The sequence below is a fragment of the Streptomyces johnsoniae genome (genome assembly GCF_031845565.1).
GTDB classification, from domain to species: domain Bacteria; phylum Actinomycetota; class Actinomycetes; order Streptomycetales; family Streptomycetaceae; genus Streptomyces; species Streptomyces johnsoniae.
This window is the reverse complement of sequence record NZ_JAVREV010000010.1, coordinates 1-17,438: the sequence shown is the minus strand read 5'-3', so window position 1 is coordinate 17,438 and position 17,438 is coordinate 1. Positions and strand designations below refer to the sequence as shown.

At 69.7% G+C, this 17,438-nt stretch carries 15 protein-coding genes and 1 pseudogene; 9 read left to right on the top strand and 7 right to left on the bottom strand.

Features of this window, described 5'->3' with window-relative positions; translation table 11 throughout:
- Positions 1 to 15: 15 nt before the first annotated feature.
- From RM779_RS18550 to RM779_RS18540, 3 genes are all read right to left on the bottom strand, one after another.
- Positions 16 to 207, bottom strand: a complete 192-nt coding sequence (locus RM779_RS18550; protein WP_311618845.1) for a hypothetical protein — start codon at positions 205 to 207, stop codon at positions 16 to 18.
- Positions 208 to 365: 158 nt separating this feature from the next.
- Positions 366 to 1,094: a response regulator transcription factor gene (locus tag RM779_RS18545; protein WP_311618844.1), complete on the bottom strand. Its 729-nt coding sequence runs from the start codon at positions 1,092 to 1,094 to the stop codon at positions 366 to 368.
- Between the two features lie 64 nt (positions 1,095 to 1,158).
- Entirely contained in the window at positions 1,159 to 1,965 is an 807-nt protein-coding gene (locus RM779_RS18540; RefSeq protein ID WP_311618843.1) for a transposase family protein, read from the bottom strand.
- A gap of 411 nt (positions 1,966 to 2,376) precedes the next feature.
- Here RM779_RS18540 and RM779_RS18535 point away from each other — a divergent pair, with 411 nt between their 5' ends.
- The 3 genes and pseudogenes from RM779_RS18535 to RM779_RS18525 all read left to right on the top strand — a co-directional run bounded on the left by RM779_RS18535 (position 2,377) and on the right by RM779_RS18525 (position 3,950).
- Positions 2,377 to 2,961 (top strand): NADPH-dependent FMN reductase, encoded by a 585-nt coding sequence (locus RM779_RS18535; protein WP_311618842.1) that lies wholly within the window; start codon positions 2,377 to 2,379, stop codon positions 2,959 to 2,961.
- A gap of 96 nt (positions 2,962 to 3,057) precedes the next feature.
- Positions 3,058 to 3,573, top strand: a pseudogene (locus tag RM779_RS18530) (alpha/beta fold hydrolase); the annotation flags it as partial.
- Positions 3,574 to 3,746: 173 nt separating this feature from the next.
- Positions 3,747 to 3,950: a hypothetical protein gene (locus tag RM779_RS18525; RefSeq protein WP_311619040.1), complete on the top strand. Its 204-nt coding sequence runs from the start codon at positions 3,747 to 3,749 to the stop codon at positions 3,948 to 3,950.
- 26 nt (positions 3,951 to 3,976) lie between these two features.
- Here RM779_RS18525 and RM779_RS18520 read toward each other — a convergent pair whose 3' ends face one another.
- From RM779_RS18520 to RM779_RS18505, 4 genes are all read right to left on the bottom strand, one after another.
- Positions 3,977 to 5,545: a PQQ-dependent sugar dehydrogenase gene (locus RM779_RS18520; RefSeq protein WP_311618841.1), complete on the bottom strand. Its 1,569-nt coding sequence runs from the start codon at positions 5,543 to 5,545 to the stop codon at positions 3,977 to 3,979.
- A 200-nt stretch (positions 5,546 to 5,745) separates the two neighbouring features.
- Positions 5,746 to 6,657: an aminoglycoside phosphotransferase family protein gene (locus tag RM779_RS18515; RefSeq protein WP_311618840.1), complete on the bottom strand. Its 912-nt coding sequence runs from the start codon at positions 6,655 to 6,657 to the stop codon at positions 5,746 to 5,748.
- A gap of 84 nt (positions 6,658 to 6,741) precedes the next feature.
- Positions 6,742 to 7,296, bottom strand: a complete 555-nt coding sequence (locus RM779_RS18510; RefSeq protein ID WP_311618839.1) for a hypothetical protein — start codon at positions 7,294 to 7,296, stop codon at positions 6,742 to 6,744.
- Positions 7,297 to 7,601: 305 nt separating this feature from the next.
- Positions 7,602 to 8,402 (bottom strand): SAM-dependent methyltransferase, encoded by an 801-nt coding sequence (locus RM779_RS18505; protein WP_311618838.1) that lies wholly within the window; start codon positions 8,400 to 8,402, stop codon positions 7,602 to 7,604.
- A gap of 407 nt (positions 8,403 to 8,809) precedes the next feature.
- Here RM779_RS18505 and shc point away from each other — a divergent pair, with 407 nt between their 5' ends.
- From shc to RM779_RS18475, 6 genes are all read left to right on the top strand, one after another.
- Positions 8,810 to 10,756 (top strand): squalene--hopene cyclase, encoded by a 1,947-nt coding sequence (gene shc / locus RM779_RS18500; protein WP_311618837.1) that lies wholly within the window; start codon positions 8,810 to 8,812, stop codon positions 10,754 to 10,756.
- The gene (locus RM779_RS18495) at positions 10,743 to 11,867 is read left to right on the top strand and encodes a UbiA family prenyltransferase (protein ID WP_311618836.1); all 1,125 of its coding nucleotides are present in this window, start codon (positions 10,743 to 10,745) and stop codon (positions 11,865 to 11,867) included. Before shc ends, RM779_RS18495 begins: the two co-directional genes overlap by 14 nt.
- A 49-nt stretch (positions 11,868 to 11,916) precedes the next feature.
- Complete coding sequence (locus RM779_RS18490) at positions 11,917 to 13,302, top strand: cytochrome P450 (protein ID WP_311618835.1); 1,386 nt, start codon at positions 11,917 to 11,919, stop codon at positions 13,300 to 13,302.
- Positions 13,303 to 13,384: 82 nt separating this feature from the next.
- On the top strand, positions 13,385 to 13,795 hold the full coding sequence (locus RM779_RS18485; protein ID WP_311618834.1) for an Mpo1-like protein: 411 nt from the start codon (positions 13,385 to 13,387) through the stop codon (positions 13,793 to 13,795).
- Positions 13,792 to 15,423, top strand: coding sequence for a DUF6875 domain-containing protein (locus RM779_RS18480; protein ID WP_311618833.1), 1,632 nt, complete (start codon positions 13,792 to 13,794; stop codon positions 15,421 to 15,423). The genes RM779_RS18485 and RM779_RS18480 overlap by 4 nt, the downstream gene beginning before the upstream one ends.
- A 366-nt stretch (positions 15,424 to 15,789) precedes the next feature.
- Positions 15,790 to 17,181 (top strand): cytochrome P450, encoded by a 1,392-nt coding sequence (locus tag RM779_RS18475; RefSeq protein ID WP_311618832.1) that lies wholly within the window; start codon positions 15,790 to 15,792, stop codon positions 17,179 to 17,181.
- Positions 17,182 to 17,438: the final 257 nt, after the last annotated feature.

Here is a 17,438-nt window from a genome sequence, read left to right as displayed (position 1 = left end):
CCCGACGGACCGCTCCTACGCCACCAGCACGCTCCAGGAGCCCGCCAGCGCCAGCAGCTCACCGCACACCCGCGCCGCGGCCTCGTTGAGCCGGATACCGGGGGACGCGCCGCCGCCGCTGGTTCTCTCCCGCAGCTGCCGCGGGGCCTGACTCGTCAGCGGTTCACCGCACTCGGCGTACAGGTGCGCCGCCTCCGACAGGTGCATCGTCAGTTCCTCGCGGCAGGAGCGGCACAGGCGGAACCCCGCCGCGGCCCTTCGCGGCGCCCGCCCTGCCGCCTTCCGGCTCGAACAGGAAAACCCCACGCATTCCCATTCCCCGTGCTGTACCGGCATAGCGGTCCTTTCCGAGAACGACGGGCCCGTCACGGCTGCGCGAGCCGGAATCCCACACCGCGCACGGTCACGATCCAGCCGGCCGACCCGAGCTTTCTCCTCAGCCCGGACACATGCGTGTCGAGCGTGCGGCTGTGAACGGTGTCGGATTCCTGCCACACGCATTGCATGAGCTGTTCCCTGCTCACCACGGCACCGGGCCGAGCCATCAGCACGTGCAGCAGGCCGAACTCCTTGCGGGTGAGCCGCAGCGGCTGCCCGGACAGCACCGCGGTCCTGACGGCGGGATTCACGCTCAGCGGCCCCATCCGCACGACTCGCTGCTCCCTGCGCGTGGGGGAGGAGCGGCGCATCACCGCCTCCATACGGGCCAGCAGCTCCTGAAATCCGTACGGTTTGACCAGGTACTCATCGGCGCCGGCCCGCAGACCGAGCACCCGGTCCGCCTCGTCGGACCGCCCGGTCACGGCGAGCAGCGGCACGTGGGACGTCGCCGTGAGCGACCGGCACATGTCCAGCCCGTCCACATCGGGAAGTTCGAAGTCCATCAGGATGACGTCCGCGCCCTGCCGGGCCCGCAGCGCCTCCATGCCCGTCCGCACACAGCGCACGCGGTGCCCGTGCTCCTCAAGGCGCCTGCACAGACTGCGCGCGGCGCGCTCGTCGGATTCGACCACGAGGATCTGCCACGAAAGCGCATCCTGTAATGGTCCCGCGACCATGAACTGCGTGGAATCGTGCTGCGTATGGTGCCGCACGGAAATCCTCCTGCAATTATGCCGTCAGAAGAACGGGGATTCACTGAGGTTTTCTCAGCCGAGTTCATTTCCATGAGGTGTTGAGGACGAGTGCGGCTTTGGCGATGGCTCCGATGCGGGAGGGGCTGATCGTGACGTGCTGGAGTGCCCGCCAGCGTTGTTTGAGTTCCGCCGCTGCGCGTTCGCCCAGGGCCCGGATGCCCCGCAGCAGCCGGTTGTGGGTGCGGTTGTCCGCGGCGAGTGGGGAGGAGATGTCGGGGTGCGGGCGGAAGGGCGTGTGGATACCGATGCCGGCCCCGGTGTAGCCCGCATCAGCCAGGGTCGGCAGGCTGTCGCGGGCGGCCGGGTACAGGGCGGGCAGGGCGTGGATGCGGGCGGCGGTCAGGTCGTGCACCGATCCGGGCTCGACGTCGGAGACCCACAGGGGAGTGCCGTCGGGTGCGGCGATGAACTGCACGTTCCCCGCGAAGTGCTTGGCCTTCCCGGAGTACCACAGGTCGTTGCCCTTCTCGGTGGTCCCCGCCACACGGTCGCAGGCGACGAGCGTGCCGTCCAGGACCACATGGGTCATCCCCTCCGCGTGGCAGCGCCGCAACACCTCGTGCAGGTCCGGGGCCTGGCTGGCGAGGACGTCGATGCCTTCGTGTAGGTAGCGGTAACCGGTGGCCTGCGGTATCCCGGCGTCACGGGCCAGGCAGTGCACGCACCCGGCCTCGCGGAACCAGCGCAGCACCAGCATCGCCTGTCGGAAAGGGCCCAGCACGCGGGAGCTCTTCGGGGGGCCGATCCGGCGGCGGTGTCCGGTCAGCAGCCGGGCCAGGTACTCCACCACGTGGCGCGGGACATCGAGCATGGCAGCATAGGGGATCAACGTGAAGCCTCTGGTTCAGCGGACGATCTTGTGGTGAGAACCGTCCTATCAGGGGCTTTACGTCTGTCCATACCCGGGCCATCACTGTCCGATCCGGTCTGCGGTGCCCAGATCAACCCGCTTCGCGAAGATCATTTCGCTGAGAAAACGTCACTGGCGCATTGCCGTTCACCGAGACCCTGTCACAAGAACGGCGCGCACCGAGCGGTTGATGACACCTTGGTTGACCATGTGCCTCAACCGCCCTTGCCGACAGGCACCTTGGCCGGGCGATTCGCGTCGGCCGCGGGCCGCGGCGCCGGCCATGCTCGGTATCCGCGAGCCCCGCCGACTGCAACAATTCCCGCACGAGACGCTGTACGGGTATCGGCCGACGGCCGCCCCGGGCAGCCCATCAGAGAGGAAACTGGCGTGAGCAACGAGCCGTTGAAGCTGGCGGTGGTGGTCGGGAGCGTGCGCGAGGGCCGCATGGGGGAGAAGGTGGCCGGCTGGGTCACCGCTCAGGCCGCCCTGCACGCGAAGTGGGACGTGGACGTCGTGGACCTCGCCGACCACCCCCTGCCGCTCGCCGTGGCGGGCATGGGCCAGTCGGTGGCGGAGGAGGTGCAGCGCGTCAAAGACGCCATCACCCCGCGGCTCGTCGCCGCTGAGGCATTCATCGTCGTCACGCCCGAGTACAACCACTCCTTCCCCGCGTCACTGAAGAACGCCATCGACTGGCATCTCACGGAGTGGTCGGCCAAGCCCGTCGGCCTGGTCTCCTACGGCGGAATGGGCGGCGGCCTGCGGGCCGCCGAGCACCTGCGGCAGGTCTTTCCCGAGGTGCACGCCATGACGATCAGGGAGATGCTCTCCTTCCACAACGCCTGGGGAGCCTTCGACGGGGACGAGGCGCTGCCGGACGCCGAGGCCGCGGCCAAAAAGTTCTTCGACCAACTGGCCTGGTGGGCCGAAGCCCTGCGCCGGGCCCGCGCGAGCAGCCCGTACCTGCCCTGACCACACCGCCCGGGGCCGGCCGCTCGCGGCCGGCCCCGGGCGGTGCCCGTTCCCTGCCACCCGACGCGACCACGCCTGTGAAGGACGGAGTCCTCCATGCCGCAGCCGGCCACGGCCCGCGAGGTCGAGTTACCTGCCGGAAGAGCACGCCTCTCGGCCCTGCGCCGAGCCCGCCGCGCACGAGCCGCGCGCCGTCCTCTCGCCCTCCACGGCGGCGGCATGCGCGCCGGCTACTTCCACGGCCGGGCCGATCCCGCAACCTCCCTGCTCACCCTGGCCGCCGCCACCGGATACGCGGCCCTCGCCATCGACCGCCCCGGCTACGGCGCCTCCGCCGCGGCCTTCCCCGACGGCGCGACGCTCGCCGAACAGGCGACCTGCCTGCGGGCCGCTCTGCGCCGCTACGCCGTGACCCGCCCGACCGGCGCCGGCTTCCTGCTGGTCGGCCACTCGTTCGGCGGCAAACTCGCCCTCACCGCCGCGGCCGACGCCGCCGCCGAGGAGGACCTGCTCGGCGTCCGGCGTCGGCGAACGGTGGGCGCTGCCCCCGACCGCCTCGCCCGCCCCCGGAACACCCACCGTCTCTCCACTGGGGCCCGCTCGCGCTCTACCCGCCCGGCACCTTCCGCCTGGCCCAGCACCTCGTCGGCCCCACCCCGCCCAGGGAAGCCGGCGAGCTGCTCCACTGGCCGCGGCAGTACCCCCGGCTGGCCCGCCGCATCCGGATACCGGTCAGCCTCACCTTCGCCGAGCACGAACGCTTCTGGACCTGCGACCACGACGCCGTGCACGCCATGGCCGCGCGCCTGGCCGCCCCACTCGTCCACACCGGGCACCTCGCCGGTGCCGGTCACAACATCAGCCTCGGGCACGCCGCCCGCCAGTACCACCTGCGCGTCCTGGCCTTCCTCGAAGCCTGCCGCGACCGCCGGGCCCGCCCGGGGCCCGCCGAACGGCACGGTGCCCTCACCCGCCGTACCGGCGGGTGAGGGCACCTCCTTCTCCTGCCCCCAGGTCAGCCGCCGACGCCGCAGTTCGCCCCGTTGAGGGCAAACCTGCCCGGCACCGCCGCCTCCCCCGAATGGCTGACGAGGTAACCGATGCTTACACTCGCGCCCGGCGCGATCGCGCCGTTGTGCGAGGCGTTCGTCGCGGTGACGATGTCGCCGTTCTGGGTGATCGTGGTGTTCCAGTCCGACAAAACCGTCTGCCCCGCGGGCAGCGGGAAGGTGAGCGACCATCCGTCGACCGGCTCGGTACCGGAGTTGGTGATGGTCAGGTCGACCGTCATGCCACCGCCCCAGGAATTCGCCGTGGCCTCGACCCGGCAGGTCGGCTCCGTCCGCTCGAACGACACCCGGTGCAGGCCGCCCGGCAGGTCGTTCACGACATAGAACTCGCCCTCCGCCGTGGTGCCGAACGCCGTCACCTGCGTGGGCATCTCCCCGATCTCCGCCTGGAGATAGCCGCCCGCGCCATCCTCGCGCAGCGCCCAGACCGTGGACGAGCAGTAGTCGGTGGCGATGTAGGTGCCGCCGACCAGATCCGCGAACTCCTCACCGCGGTACACGCGTCCGCCGATGACGGCGCAGCCGCCGGTCTGCGGGGAGTAGGTGAAGACCGGGTCGGTGTACTCGGCGCCGGGGTCGCACTGCGCCTCGTCGAACACCTCCGAGCCCTCGTAGCAGGACCAGCCGAGGTTCGCCCCCGCCTGCTCGCCGGGCGCGAGGTGGTCGATCTCCTCCCAGCGGCCCTGACCCACGTCGCCGATCCACAGCGAGCCGTCCGCCGGGTCGAAGGAGAACCGCCAGGGGTTGCGCACCCCCCATATCCAGATCTCCTCACGGGCACCCGCCACGCCCACGAACGGGTTGTCCTCGGGGATGCAGTAGCCGAGGCCGCCGCAGTCCCCGCCGACGTCGATACGCAGAATCTTGCCCAGCAGCGTGTCCAGCCGCTGCCCGGTGTCGAACGGGTCACCGGAGCCGCCGCCGTCCCCGATGGCCCAGTACAGGTACCCGTCGGGGCCGAACGCCAACTGGCCGCCGTTGTGGTTGTTGTACTCCGCGTGTTCCTGCGACAGCAGCGGCTCCAGGCTCGCGTCCGCCAGCCCGTACCGCGCCAGCGTCACCGCACCGTCCGGCAACGCCGTGTACGCCAGGTACAGTTCCTGGCTCTCGTTGAAGTCGGGCGCGAGCGCGATGCCGAGCAGCCCGCGCTCGTTCCCCGACTCGTCCACCGCGGACGTGATGTCCAGCAGCGGCGTCTGCTCAAGACCGGTGTCCGGATGGTAGACGCGGACCGTTCCGCTCTTCTCCACGATGAAGAGCCGGCCCGTTCCGTCGTCGGGCCCGACCAGCGCGGTCGGGCGCCGCAGGCCGGACGCCACCTGGGTGGCGCTTGCGGTCACCTCCTCCAGGGGCACCGCGGCGGCCTCCGCCGCCGGCCCGGCGCCGTCCGAACCGGCGGCGGACGGGGAGACCGCGGAGGGGGCGACGGGTGGGGAGGCGGACGCCGTCAGGGGGGCGATCAGCGTCAGCGACAAAGCGAGCAGGGCAGGACCTGCCCAGCGTCTTTTCGACATGTCGGCTCCAGGGGCGAGGGGTGGTTCCTGGGAGTGCACGGGCGCGCCCGGCCCATGACGTCACGTCCGCGACACCACGCTCCGGCCCGGATTCCGTCACGTTCCATGATCTGACGCGCCTGGCGGGACCGTACCGGCTCCCCAACCACCACGCCAGGCCGCACGCGATATTGCCCGCCCCAGCCGGGCGAACGCACCACTCAGCCGAACTCGTCGTGGTCGTCGAGGACTTCACCGATGACACGGCGGTGCTCCGCCGCCGTTGCCGGACGGGCGTCGATGTCGTCCGCCAGGCAGATCAGCGCCTTCCACAGCGCCCACCCCCGGGCCCGCGCCCACATCCCGCGGCCCTGCCCGACGGCCGCGCGGAACGCCTTCCGGCTCTCCCCACGGAACATCGTCCACGCGATCACCAGATCGCAGGCCGGGTCGCCCACCCCCGACGTGCCGAAGTCGATGACCGCGGCCAGCCGCCCGTCCCTGACCAGCAGATTCCCGCCCGCGATATCCCCGTGGAACCACAGCGGCGCGCCCCGCCGGCCGGCCGCGAGGGCCGCCTCCCACACGGCCGCCGCCCGCCGGGTGTCGATGCGGCCCGCGAGCGCCGCCAGCGCCCGGCGGGTCTCCCCGTCGTAGTGGCCGGGCGGCGTGCCGCGGTAGAAGCTGTGCGCACCGGCCGCGGGGCCGCCCGTCGCGTCGATGCGCTGGAGCGCCAGCACGAACTCGGCGACCGATGTCGCGAAGCCCGCCCTATCGCCGATACGGTCCGGCCGCGCCGTGTCGCCCGCCAGCCACCCGCGGACCGACCAGCGGAACGGATACCCCTCTCCCGGTTCGCCCATCGCCAGCACCGGCGGGATCGGCACGGGCAGCGCCGGCGCCAGAACGGGCAGCCACCGGTGTTCCTTCTCCACGGCCGGGGCGTACCCCGCCGCGGTGGGCAGCCGCACCGTCATCCCGGAGCCGAGACGGTAGGTCCGGTTGTCCCAGCCGTCGACCACCACGGGCTCGACCGGCAGACCGCTCCACTGCGGGAACTGCACGGCGATCAGCCGCTTCACCAGCGCCGCGTCGATCCCCGCGCGGCCGTCGTCGTTCAGCCTCTCGACCATCACCGGATCATGACGCGGACGGGCGGAACGACGCCACCGAATTGACGCGGACCCGGCGCCGCGGCGCGCACCCGAGCCGACCGCTCAGGGCGCGTTCCCCTCGACCAGCGGCCGCAGCTCCTCCTCCAGCGCGTCGCTCTCGACGCGCTGCCAGTACGTCGACGGGGGAGCGTACGACGTCTCCGGGCAGCTCTCGTCCACGCTGGTCGTACCGTCCAGGCTGAACTCGGCGACCAGCTCGCCCGTCTTCGCCTCGAACACCCGGTAGATGTACCGCTCGGAAAACACCTCCGGATCGCGATCCCCGTACGGGGCGCCCCCCAGGTAACTGCAGTCGCCGACCTTCTCGCCCTCGAACTCGTCGTCCGAGTACTCGCACACCACCAGCTGGGTGAAGCCGTAGGGCACCGACGGCGACCACTCCTGCGGAAGCTGCGGCACCTCCACCTCGGGAATGGAGCCCGGCCGGAACAGCACGGCCGGATGCGGCCCGGGCCCGCTCCACGCCGGGCCGTCCGGGGAGTAGGCCACCACCGCCCCGGCGTCGAACGGGTCACCGCCACAGGCGTCGTAGCCGTCCCTGGTCTCCGGCGGCCTGGGCGGCGTCGGGATCTCTCGGGGCTTCGGGCTGGTCGGCACCGCGGGCACCCCGTCGGTCGGCGACTCCCCCTCGCCGCCGCACCCACACAGCACGGCCGCGGCCACGGCGACCGTCCCGGGAACGACCCCGGCCCTCCGACGACGCGTACGTTTCACAAGACGCCCCTGCCCCCGAACGCCCGTCCGGAATCCGGCCCGAGACGGGCGCCCCATGGTACAGCGGTGCGGAACACCGTGATGCCAACAACCTCGCCCCCTCGCCCTTGATACCGGAGGACCGCCGCCGGGCAGCGGCCACCGGGGACGCGCGGCCGTTACCGCACGCCCCCGGTCGCCACCCGCGCCTACGCGAGCTTCCGGCCAACCCCGCACAGCTCGTGCGTGATATCCGTCGCCGTTCCCACCTCGGCAAACTGAGGACGCCACTGCGGCAGCGGAACAACCCCAGGCTCGACCAGCTCCAGACCGTCGAAGAACGCCACCATCTGGCCCGGGCTGCGCAGCGTATACGGCACCGAACCGCCCTCGTTGTACCGGCGCTGCGCCTCGGCGAACTCCCGGTTCGTGTCCGTCCCGTCGGCCAGCGCCACATAACTGCCCGCGGGCAGCCCCTCGACCAGGCGCCGAACGATGGCGTGCGGCTGCTCCTCATCGCCGATGTGCCCCAGCACACCGAGCATGGTCAACGCGACCGGGCGGGAGAAGTCCAGCCGCTCGGCCGCGGCGGCCAGGATCGCGTCGGGATCGCGCACATCGGCCTCCACGTAGTACGTGCGGCCCTCCGGCGAACTCGTCAGCAGCGCCCCCGCGTGGGCGAGCACCAGCGGATCGTTGTCCACATACACGATGTGCGCCTCCGGCGCGACGCGCTGCGCAAGCTCATGAGTGTTGTCCTGGGTGGGCAGCCCCGTCCCGATATCGAGGAACTGCCGTATTCCCGCCTCACCGGCCAGGAACTGCACCGCCCGGTCCAGGAAATACCGCTGCCCACGGGCGATGTCCACAATGCCGGGGAACGCCTCCCGATAGGCCTCACCGGCCACCCGGTCGACCTCGTAGTAGTCCTTGCCTCCCAATAAGTAGTTCCAGATGCGGGCCGAGTGCGGTACCGACGTGTCGATGGGCCGCGACGCGCTCTCGCTCATGCTCACACTCCTCTGCTCAGCGGATACGGCCCCATCCCACCATGCGGACGCCCCTCCAGCCCTTCCGGCCCCACCCCGAACGGCCCCGACAACCAAGGCAGTTCGGCCAAGTCCGGCAGCCCCCGCGCCCCGCCCGCCAGGCGCGGCTACCACTCCGCGGGCGTGACCGGTCCCGAACAGCCTGCGCTACACCTGTGAGTCGTTGCCCGAGACGGCAGGCAAGCAAGGGATACCCGGCCGCGCACGTGGCGGAAAGCCGTCCGTGGCTCGTTACCCCGGTGCACGAGTCTGCCCCAGCAGAAGGAAGCGATCTTGGCGCTCATTCCGCAAAGGCTCTTGGTACCGCAACGAGCACCCCAACGGTGCGTGCACCGATCGGCCCACCGCAAAGGGGGCCCGGTCGCCCCATGAACGACATCCACGCCGACGACACCCTCGCTCGCGGAATCGACAACCTCCTGGCGCGCCAACTCGACGACGGACACTGGTACGAAGGACCGCACACCAACGTCAGCGCCGAATCGGCCGACATCATCGCCCGGCACTGCCTGGGCATCACCGACACGGCCGCCCTCGAACGCACCGCCCTGCGAGTACGCCGAGGACAGCACGACGACGGGTCCTGGCCCATGTTCCCCGGCGGGCCGGGACACCTGTCCGTCACCGCCGAGGCATACCTCGCGCTGCGGCTGGCCGGCGACCCGCCCGACGAGCCGCACATGCGGTCCGCCGCGCGATTCTGCCGCCGCCACGGCGGGCTCGGCGCAGCACGCACCGAAACCCACTTCTGGCTCGCGGTACTCGGCATCCGCGCCTGGGACCGCGTTCCGCCCATCCTGCCCGAACAGATCCTCTTCCCGGCCGGCACCCCGGTCGCAGTCCGCTCGCTGGGCGTCTGGTCACGCCACCTGCTCACACCACTATCGGTCATCGCCGCCCAGCGACCCATCTGGCCAGCCGGATTCGACCTGCCAGAACTGTACGACCCGACATCCCCCGCCGAGACCGCACCACCCGGCAAAGCCGAACGAGTCATGCGCGCCTACCACAAACACCCGCTGCGCCCACTGCGAGGCCGGGCACTGGCGCGGGCGGAACTATGGCTACTGCGCAACCAGCAGGCCAACGGCTCCTGGTTCCACGTCTTCCTGTTCACGGCACTGGGAACACTGGCCCTCAAAGCCCTCGGCTACACCACCGACAACAACGCCTACCGCTCCGCACTCGCCGCGCTGGACGGCTTCGGCGCACCCGTCGAAACCCCCGACGGGGCCGCACGCCGAATCGTCCCCTGCCCCGGACCCGTATGGGACACGGCCTACTCACTGCTCGCCCTGCTCGACGCAGGAGTAAAGCCCACCCACCCGGCGATCGAACGCGCCTGCACCTGGCTCATCGCCCAGCAGTCCACCAGCGGCGGCGACTGGCAGCGCGACCGGCCCCGGGTACCTCCCGGCGGCTGGCCGTTCTCCCCGGGCCTCAACAACTACCCGGACCTGGACGACACCGCGATCGCCATCACCGCGCTCACCCGGCTCCGCGACAGCAACGGGCAACTGCCGCCCGCCGTGGCACCAGCGGTCGAACGCGGCCAAGCCTGGCTCGCCGGCCTCCAGTCCCGCAAAGGAGGATGGGCCGCCTACGAATCCGGCGACCTGTCACCGCTCACCGAACTCTCGCAACGCCTCCCCTACAACGACCACGGCCCGATGCTCGACGTACCCACCGCCGACGTCACCGGCCACGTCCTCGAAGCCCTCACCGCCGCCGCACCAGAAGGCGGAGCACGAAGGCCATCGGCCGCGGCCGAATGGCTCCTCGCCCAGCAAGAACCGGACGGCTCCTGGTTCGGCCGCTGGGGCGTCAACCACATCTACGGAACCGGAAGCGCCGTCCCCGGCCTCGTGGCCGCCGGAATCAGCCCCGGCGACCCGCACATCCGACGCGCAACGGACTGGCTGCGCCAACACCAGAACGCGGACGGCGGCTGGGGCGAGGACTGCCGGTCCTACGACGACCCGGCCCACCGCGGCCGCGGCCGAAGCACCCCCTCGCAGACCGCCTGGGCCCTGCTCGCCCTGCACGCCGCAGGCGTCGGCGCCGACGACAAGCAGGTGCGGGCGGCATTCACCTGGCTGGCCGACCACCAGCGCCCCGACGGCTCATGGGACGAAGAAGTCTTCACCGCGACCGGCCAGCCGGGCGAGATCTACTTCGCCTATCCGGCGATCGTCCAGGCAATGCCCGTCATCGCCCTCGGCCGATACCTCGCACCCACACAGCCTCCCGGCCAACCCGACCCACCGCACCCCCGGCTCACCGCGGAGCAGGGGAGCGGCCATGGCACCGCGTGACGGCGAAACCCTGTCCGAAGCCGAGCCGGCGCACCGACAACCCGCCCAGACCTGGACAGCGCTGCCGCCACACGAACTGGTGAACCTCGTCCGCCGCAGCCCAGGAACCGCGGGCCCCGCGCGGACAGCACGCCTGCTGATCGCCCTGAGCCGACCGCGGACATGCACGCCCAGCCTGACCATCTTCGCGCTCGGCTACGGCATCGTCGCCGACGAAGTCCGCTGGCAGTTCTGGCTCGGCGCCTTCCTGATGCTGACAACCGGAATGCTGGCCAACCTCTACAACGTCCACACCGACCTGGACGAGGACAGCGTCAACATGCCCGGCCGGCTCGGCCTGGTCGGCGAGATCGGCTGGCACCGCTACCGCACCACCCTGGCCATCTGGAGCGCGGCAGTGGTGCTGTCGTCGGCACCGCTCGGACCCGGCCCCCTCGGCATCTTCCTGCTCGTACTGGCAGGCTCCCACCAGTACTCCTACCGGCCACTGCGACTCAAAGCCAAACCCGTCGCCGGCCTGCTCGGCTTCGCCCTCGCCGGCTACGGCCCTCTCGTATTCGGGTACGCCGTGGCCTGCACCGCCACCGGCCAAGCCGACCCGCCACCCAACCCGGACGCGCTCCTGTGGCTGCTCGCCCTCATCACACTGTGGTTCCTGGCCAAGGGCCTGGTGAAAAACGTGCCCGACTACGACGGCGACAAGCGCACCGGACTACGCACCTCCGCCACCGTGTTCCCCACCCGACGAGCCGCCGCAGTCGCAGCCGGTACCGCGACAGTCGGCGTGCACCTGGTCGCCCCGCTGTTCACCTTCCTCGCCCACGGAAACGAGGGCGCGGGCAGCCTCAGATGGCTGCTGCTGGTACCCGCCGTGCCGTTCGCCGTACTCCAGGCCATCCGAATGACCCGAGCCGTCGGCACCCACGCCAACAGCGTCCTCAAACAGGACATGTGGTTCACCTTCCTGTTCATCGCCCTGGTCCTCGCGCTCTCCGCACCCGCCGCGGTCACCGCACCGGCCCTCGCCGCCACAGCACTGCTCATGGTCGCCGTCGACGCCCTCCGAGTCGACTCCCGCGAAAACAACCTCACCCGCACAACCACGGGCTGAACCCGCGGCGGCCGCACCCCGCCCCACCCCCAACCGATGGGAGAATGCCGTGACTTCACACCTGTCAGGGCCGGTGACCGCGCCCGGCGGCCGACGCCCGCGCCTACCGGGCCCACGGACGCCGCGGGAAGTCGCGACGGCGCTCGACAGCTTCCGGGACTCGGTGGCCGCCGGAATGAGCCACCTGCACCACACCTACGGACCCGTCGCGGCCCTCGGCATCGGACCACTGCGCTGGACCTTCCTGTTCGGCACCGACGCCAACGAACTGGTACTCGGCAACACCGAAAACTTCGAGTTCTCCTACGGCGGCCTCCAAGCCATCGCCGGCGACACCGCCCTGGTAGCCCTGCCGAACGCCGAAAACCGGACCATGCGACAACTGCTGCGCCCACTGTTCGACCGCGAACACGTGGACGCCTACGCGGACCGCGTCCTCGACCGGGTGCGCGACCGCCTCGCAGCCTGGCCGCAGAACACGACAGTGGACGCCTACACCGAACTACGGCTCGCAGTGCGGCTGGCGTCCGTCGACTCCTTCATCGGCCCCGGCGTCCTCAACCGCGAAGGCAACACACTCGACACCACCCTCGAACAACTCCACACCGTACTGAACCGCTCCTCCATCCTGACCCTGCTGGTATGGAACGCCCCCCGCCTGGGCCGACTACGGCTGCGAAAGCCCCTCAGCCGCATCGACCGGGTCGTGCACGCCGAAATCACCCGCAGGCGCGCCGGGGCCACACCCACACCGGACCCGATCGACCCCATCGGCTTCCTGCTGCGCCCCGGCATCTACCCCGAGCTGCCGGCCGGAGACCACACAGTCCGCGACACGGTCGTCAGCCTCCTCATCGCCAGCTACGACCCGACCAGCTCCGCGCTCGGCTGGTCGCTGTACGGCCTGCTGGCCAACCCGGAAGTCCTGGCCGAGGCGAAGCGGGAAGTCGCCCGCGAACTGGGCGACGAACCGGTACGGGCCGCCACCGCGCGCCGGCTCAAATACCTCGGCCACGTAGTCGCGGAAGCCATCCGCGTCCACCCACCAGTAGTGGCGAGCGCCCGCCACTGCGTCAAAGGATTCGAAGTCCACGGCCACCGCATCCCCGCCGGCAGCCGCCTCATGCTCAGCCAGTTCACCTCCCACCGCTCGCCCGACTCCTGGCCCGACCCCGAACGATTCGACCCCGACCGGTGGGACAGGACCGGCACCGCAACCGCCGCCGTCCCGCCCGCCGCCTACTTCCCCTACGGCTCCCCACGCCGCAGGTGCCCCGGCAGCGGCATGGCCGCAGTCATCGTGCCCGCGGTACTCGCGGCCGTGCTACAGGCAGGGGACATCACCCTGGCCGACGACCACCCACCCCGGCTCGACGGATTCGCCGCACTGCGGCCCAAAGCCGGACTCCCCGTGCGCGTCCACCAACCGCACTGAGCCACACCAGAACACGAAACGCCGACGCGAACCGACACCAAACAACGAAACAGACCAAACAGCGAAACAGAAGGACACGACGATGACAACGATCAACCAGCCGAAGCCGGCCGTGGACAACAACACCACCGCGCCCACAACCGCCCCGCTGGAACTGTCGAGCTTCGACCGCTACCTCCTGGCACACACCAAGGCCAGCACGCGGTGGGGCCACGTCGTCGCCATGGGCGCCGCCCTCGCAACCCCGGCAACGGCCCCGAAAGGCAAGCGCCTGCGCCGGACACTGCTGGGCGTGCCGGTATTCTTCTCCATCGCCTGGCCCAGCCACTTCATCTTCGAACGCAACATGCCGGTCGGATTCACCGACTCCAAAGCCGCATTCTCCGGCGACCTCCGCATGATCTGGATGATGGTCACCGGACGCAACCGCGAACTCGCCGAGCGGATCGAGGAACTTCAGCGCCTGCTCGCCGACCAGGCGGGCGACCGATGACGGCTGAGGACGTCCGACGCCTGATCTACGGGCAGATCGTGTCCAAGGCCGTGCAGACATTCGTCCTCCTCGGCCTGCCCAACCTGATGCGGGACGCCGAACACCCCCTCGAACAATTGACGCGGTCCGTCGGCGCCAACCCCACCTCACTGCGCCGCCTGCTGCGAGCACTGGCCGCCTTCCGAGTCGTCCAGGAAACCGCCCACGACACCTTCGCCCTCGAACCACTCGGCCACCAACTGCGCTCGGACACCCCCCGCACAGCACACCCGACCGCACTGCTGGCCGCCAACCTCGTAGGCCAGGCATGGGACGGAATGGCCCACGCCGTCCGCACCGGCAAACCCGCGTTCGAGGAGATCACCGGCACCCCGTTCTTCCCCTACCTGAGCGACAACCCGCCCCTCAGATCGATATTCGACGCCTCCCAAGCCGCCGGACTCCACGCCGAACTCCCCGGAATCCTCACCGCCCTCGGCCCCACGCCGCCCCGAGTCGCCGTGGACGTCGGCGGCGGTGACGGCGCACTGCTCGAACACATACTCACCCACCACCCCGGCACCCGCGGAGTCCTCCTTGACCGCCCAGAATCCCGCGAACCCGCCACCGCACGGATGAAGCGCGCCGGACTCGCAGACCGATTCACCTTCCACGCCGGGGACTTCCTCACCGACGACGTGCCGACGGGAGACCTGGTGCTGCTCCGCCACATCGTGCACGACCTCGGGGACGACGACGCGGCCACCGTCCTCCGCGCATGCGGGCGCGCCCTGCGACCCGGCGGCAGACTCGCCCTCATCGAAATGGCCACACCGGAAACAGACGCACACCAGGACGAACTGGCCTGGGACACGGCCGTGATGGACCTCTACATGATGTGCCTGTTCGCCGGGGGGCGCGAACGCAGCACACAGGAAATGACCGAGCTGCTCCACTCCAGCGGCCTCGACGTGGCAAACCGCACCCCCCTGCCCGGCGGCGCCGTACTGACCCTCGGCCGACCACACAAAACCGAGGAACTCGTCATAGAATGGTTCCGCACCTACCTGATGCGCGACCACCCCGAACTCGGCCGCCCCGGACCGGTCTGTCCATTCGTCGAACCAGCGCACCGGGCCGGCACGATCGCCATCGAACACGCAGAAGACATCGACGGCGAAGACCCCACCGAACTGCGCCGCCTGATCCTCGGCACAGTCGCCAAGTTCCACGACAGAACATGGGACCACGGAAACAAAACGCTACACTCGCTCGTCCTCGTGCTCCCGCAACTGAGCCGCGCCGGCTGCCAACAACTCGACCAGACACAGGCGGACCTAAAACCCGAACTCGCCACGCGCGGCCTGATGATGGGCCAATTTCACGAACACTGCGCGGAAACCGCAGCACGAAACCACGCCTTCCCCGTATCCCAGTCGCCGGTACCCCTCATCGCGATCAGAAACATGGCACTCCACGACATCCTGTTCCTGCACCACGATGCCAGATGCTTCCACGCATACGCCGAACGATTCGGTGATCGTTTCGCTAAAGGTGGGGTCGCCGACCGGGTGTTCGTGCAGTATTACGAGCGGGCGGCTGTGCGGTTCCGATCGGGTCAGAGCGGCGGACGAGGCGAAGCGGTGTGACATGGGCGCAGCAATCCCTGCTGGCCTCGCCCCCCCCGGGCTGGCCGAGCCTGGTGCCGGCACTTCGAATTCGCGGCGGCACGAAACCACGACAGCTCGGTGTCATCCTCACCGAGCCTCAGCCTCCGCCCACAAAACCCCGCCACGGCCCGCTGTCATCTTCTTGGGGGCCGGTAACTCCCGAGGAGAATACTGCCGGTGGTGCCCCTGGCCGTCTGCACTGCGTTCGAAATGAGTATCGACACCTACCGGTCGTGAGGATGGTCCCCGAGGACCGGCGTCCCAGCTCTCCAGTCGGTCAGTCCGGGAGCAGGGGAGATCCGCGTCCTATCCGCCGCCAGCGTCCCGTGAAAGACAGGTCACATAATGGACATCAGTACCGAATTCACTCATGCCATAGCTCCCGGTGCCCTGCCCGTGCTGGGGCATGCTCCTCATCTGATGCGCGACCCTTTGAAGTTCCTTGGCTCCTTGTCCGGGCATGGCGATCTGGTCACGATCCGTCTTGGTCCCCGACGGGCCTATGTGCCCTGCCATCCCGAGATTCTGCGGCACATGCTGGTCGATTACCGTACCTTCGACAAGGGCGGTCCACTCTATGAGCGAGCCCGGGAGGTGTTCGGAGAAAGCCTGGGTCTTTGCCCGCACGCCCGGCACCGCCATCAGCGTCGCATGCTGCAACCTGCTTTCGGTGCAGACAACATCGCAGCCTACGGCGCCATCATGGAACAGCAGATCACCGCGCTCACCGCTTCCTGGCGCGGTGGACATGCCTTTGAAGCGTTTCCGGCTTTCTTCCGGCTGAGTGCGAACACAGCGATGCGCATGATCTTCGGCGCCGGCTGCACGGATGAGGCGGCCACCGCCGTGCAGCAGTCGATTGCCACCCTCACCCGCGGCCTGGCCGTGGACCTCTTGCTTCCCAAAGTCACCCAGAGGCTCCCTCTGCCCGTCATACGCCGGCAGACCAAGGCCCGCGAAACTTTCCTGACCTCCATGGACCGCCTCGTTGCAGAACACCGTGTCCGCCCCCACCCGGCCTCCCTGCTGGCGCTGCTGCTGGATGCCCAGGGCGAGGACGGCCGTCCTCTGACCAGCGACCAGCTGCGCGAACAGGCGATCGCCTTCCTGAGCGCCGGCACGGACACCACCGCAGCAGCCCTGACCTGGATGTTCCTGTTGCTAGCCGGAAATGCCACGGCCCAGCGACAACTGGAAGACGAGGTCGACCGAGTCCTCCACGGCCGCCCTGCACGCTTCGCGGATCTTCCGGAACTGCCCTACACCCGACGTGTAGTGACCGAGGCTCTGCGGATGCGCCCGCCGGGCTGGGTGTTCACCCGGGCCACCACCGCACGCACCACCATTGCCGGCCAAGTGCTGGAGCCCGGCTCCCTCGTCCTCATCAGCCCCTGCACCGTCCAGCACCGGCCGGATGTCTATGCCCAGCCCGAGGAGTTCAGCCCTGACCGGTGGCTACCCGAACACGCCTCAGCCCTGCCGCGCGGCTCCTTCGCCGCCTTCAGCAACGGCGGCCGCAAATGCATCGGCGACGAGTTCGCCATGACCGAAGCCACCCTCACACTCGCCACCGTCGCCAGCCGCTGGCGACTCACCCCCGAGCCGCAAACCGACCCCCGCCCCAAAACACTGGCAACAACCCTGCTGCCCCGGCGCATGCGCCTGCGCGTGACCCCGCGCCACGAAAGCTCCACGGAACCGGGAACCCTCGCAGACACGAACAGCAAGAGGAAATGAACCGGGAAAATCCGGACGAAAACACAAAGCGATATTAAGAACTTTAAGTGACACCTCGTCAGGAGCAACCACCAGCACCTGACGAGGTGTCAACCTAAGCCACACAGACACCCCCAGCCGAAAAATACAATTGCGGAGCAATTGTATTCAGCAATTCCGGAGGAATTGCTCCTGAATCCCGGAGGGATTCAGGACCGAATTCCGGAGGGATTCGGCTCCGGCCCGTAGGGCCGGGCGTCGTTCCTGCGGAGCAGGAC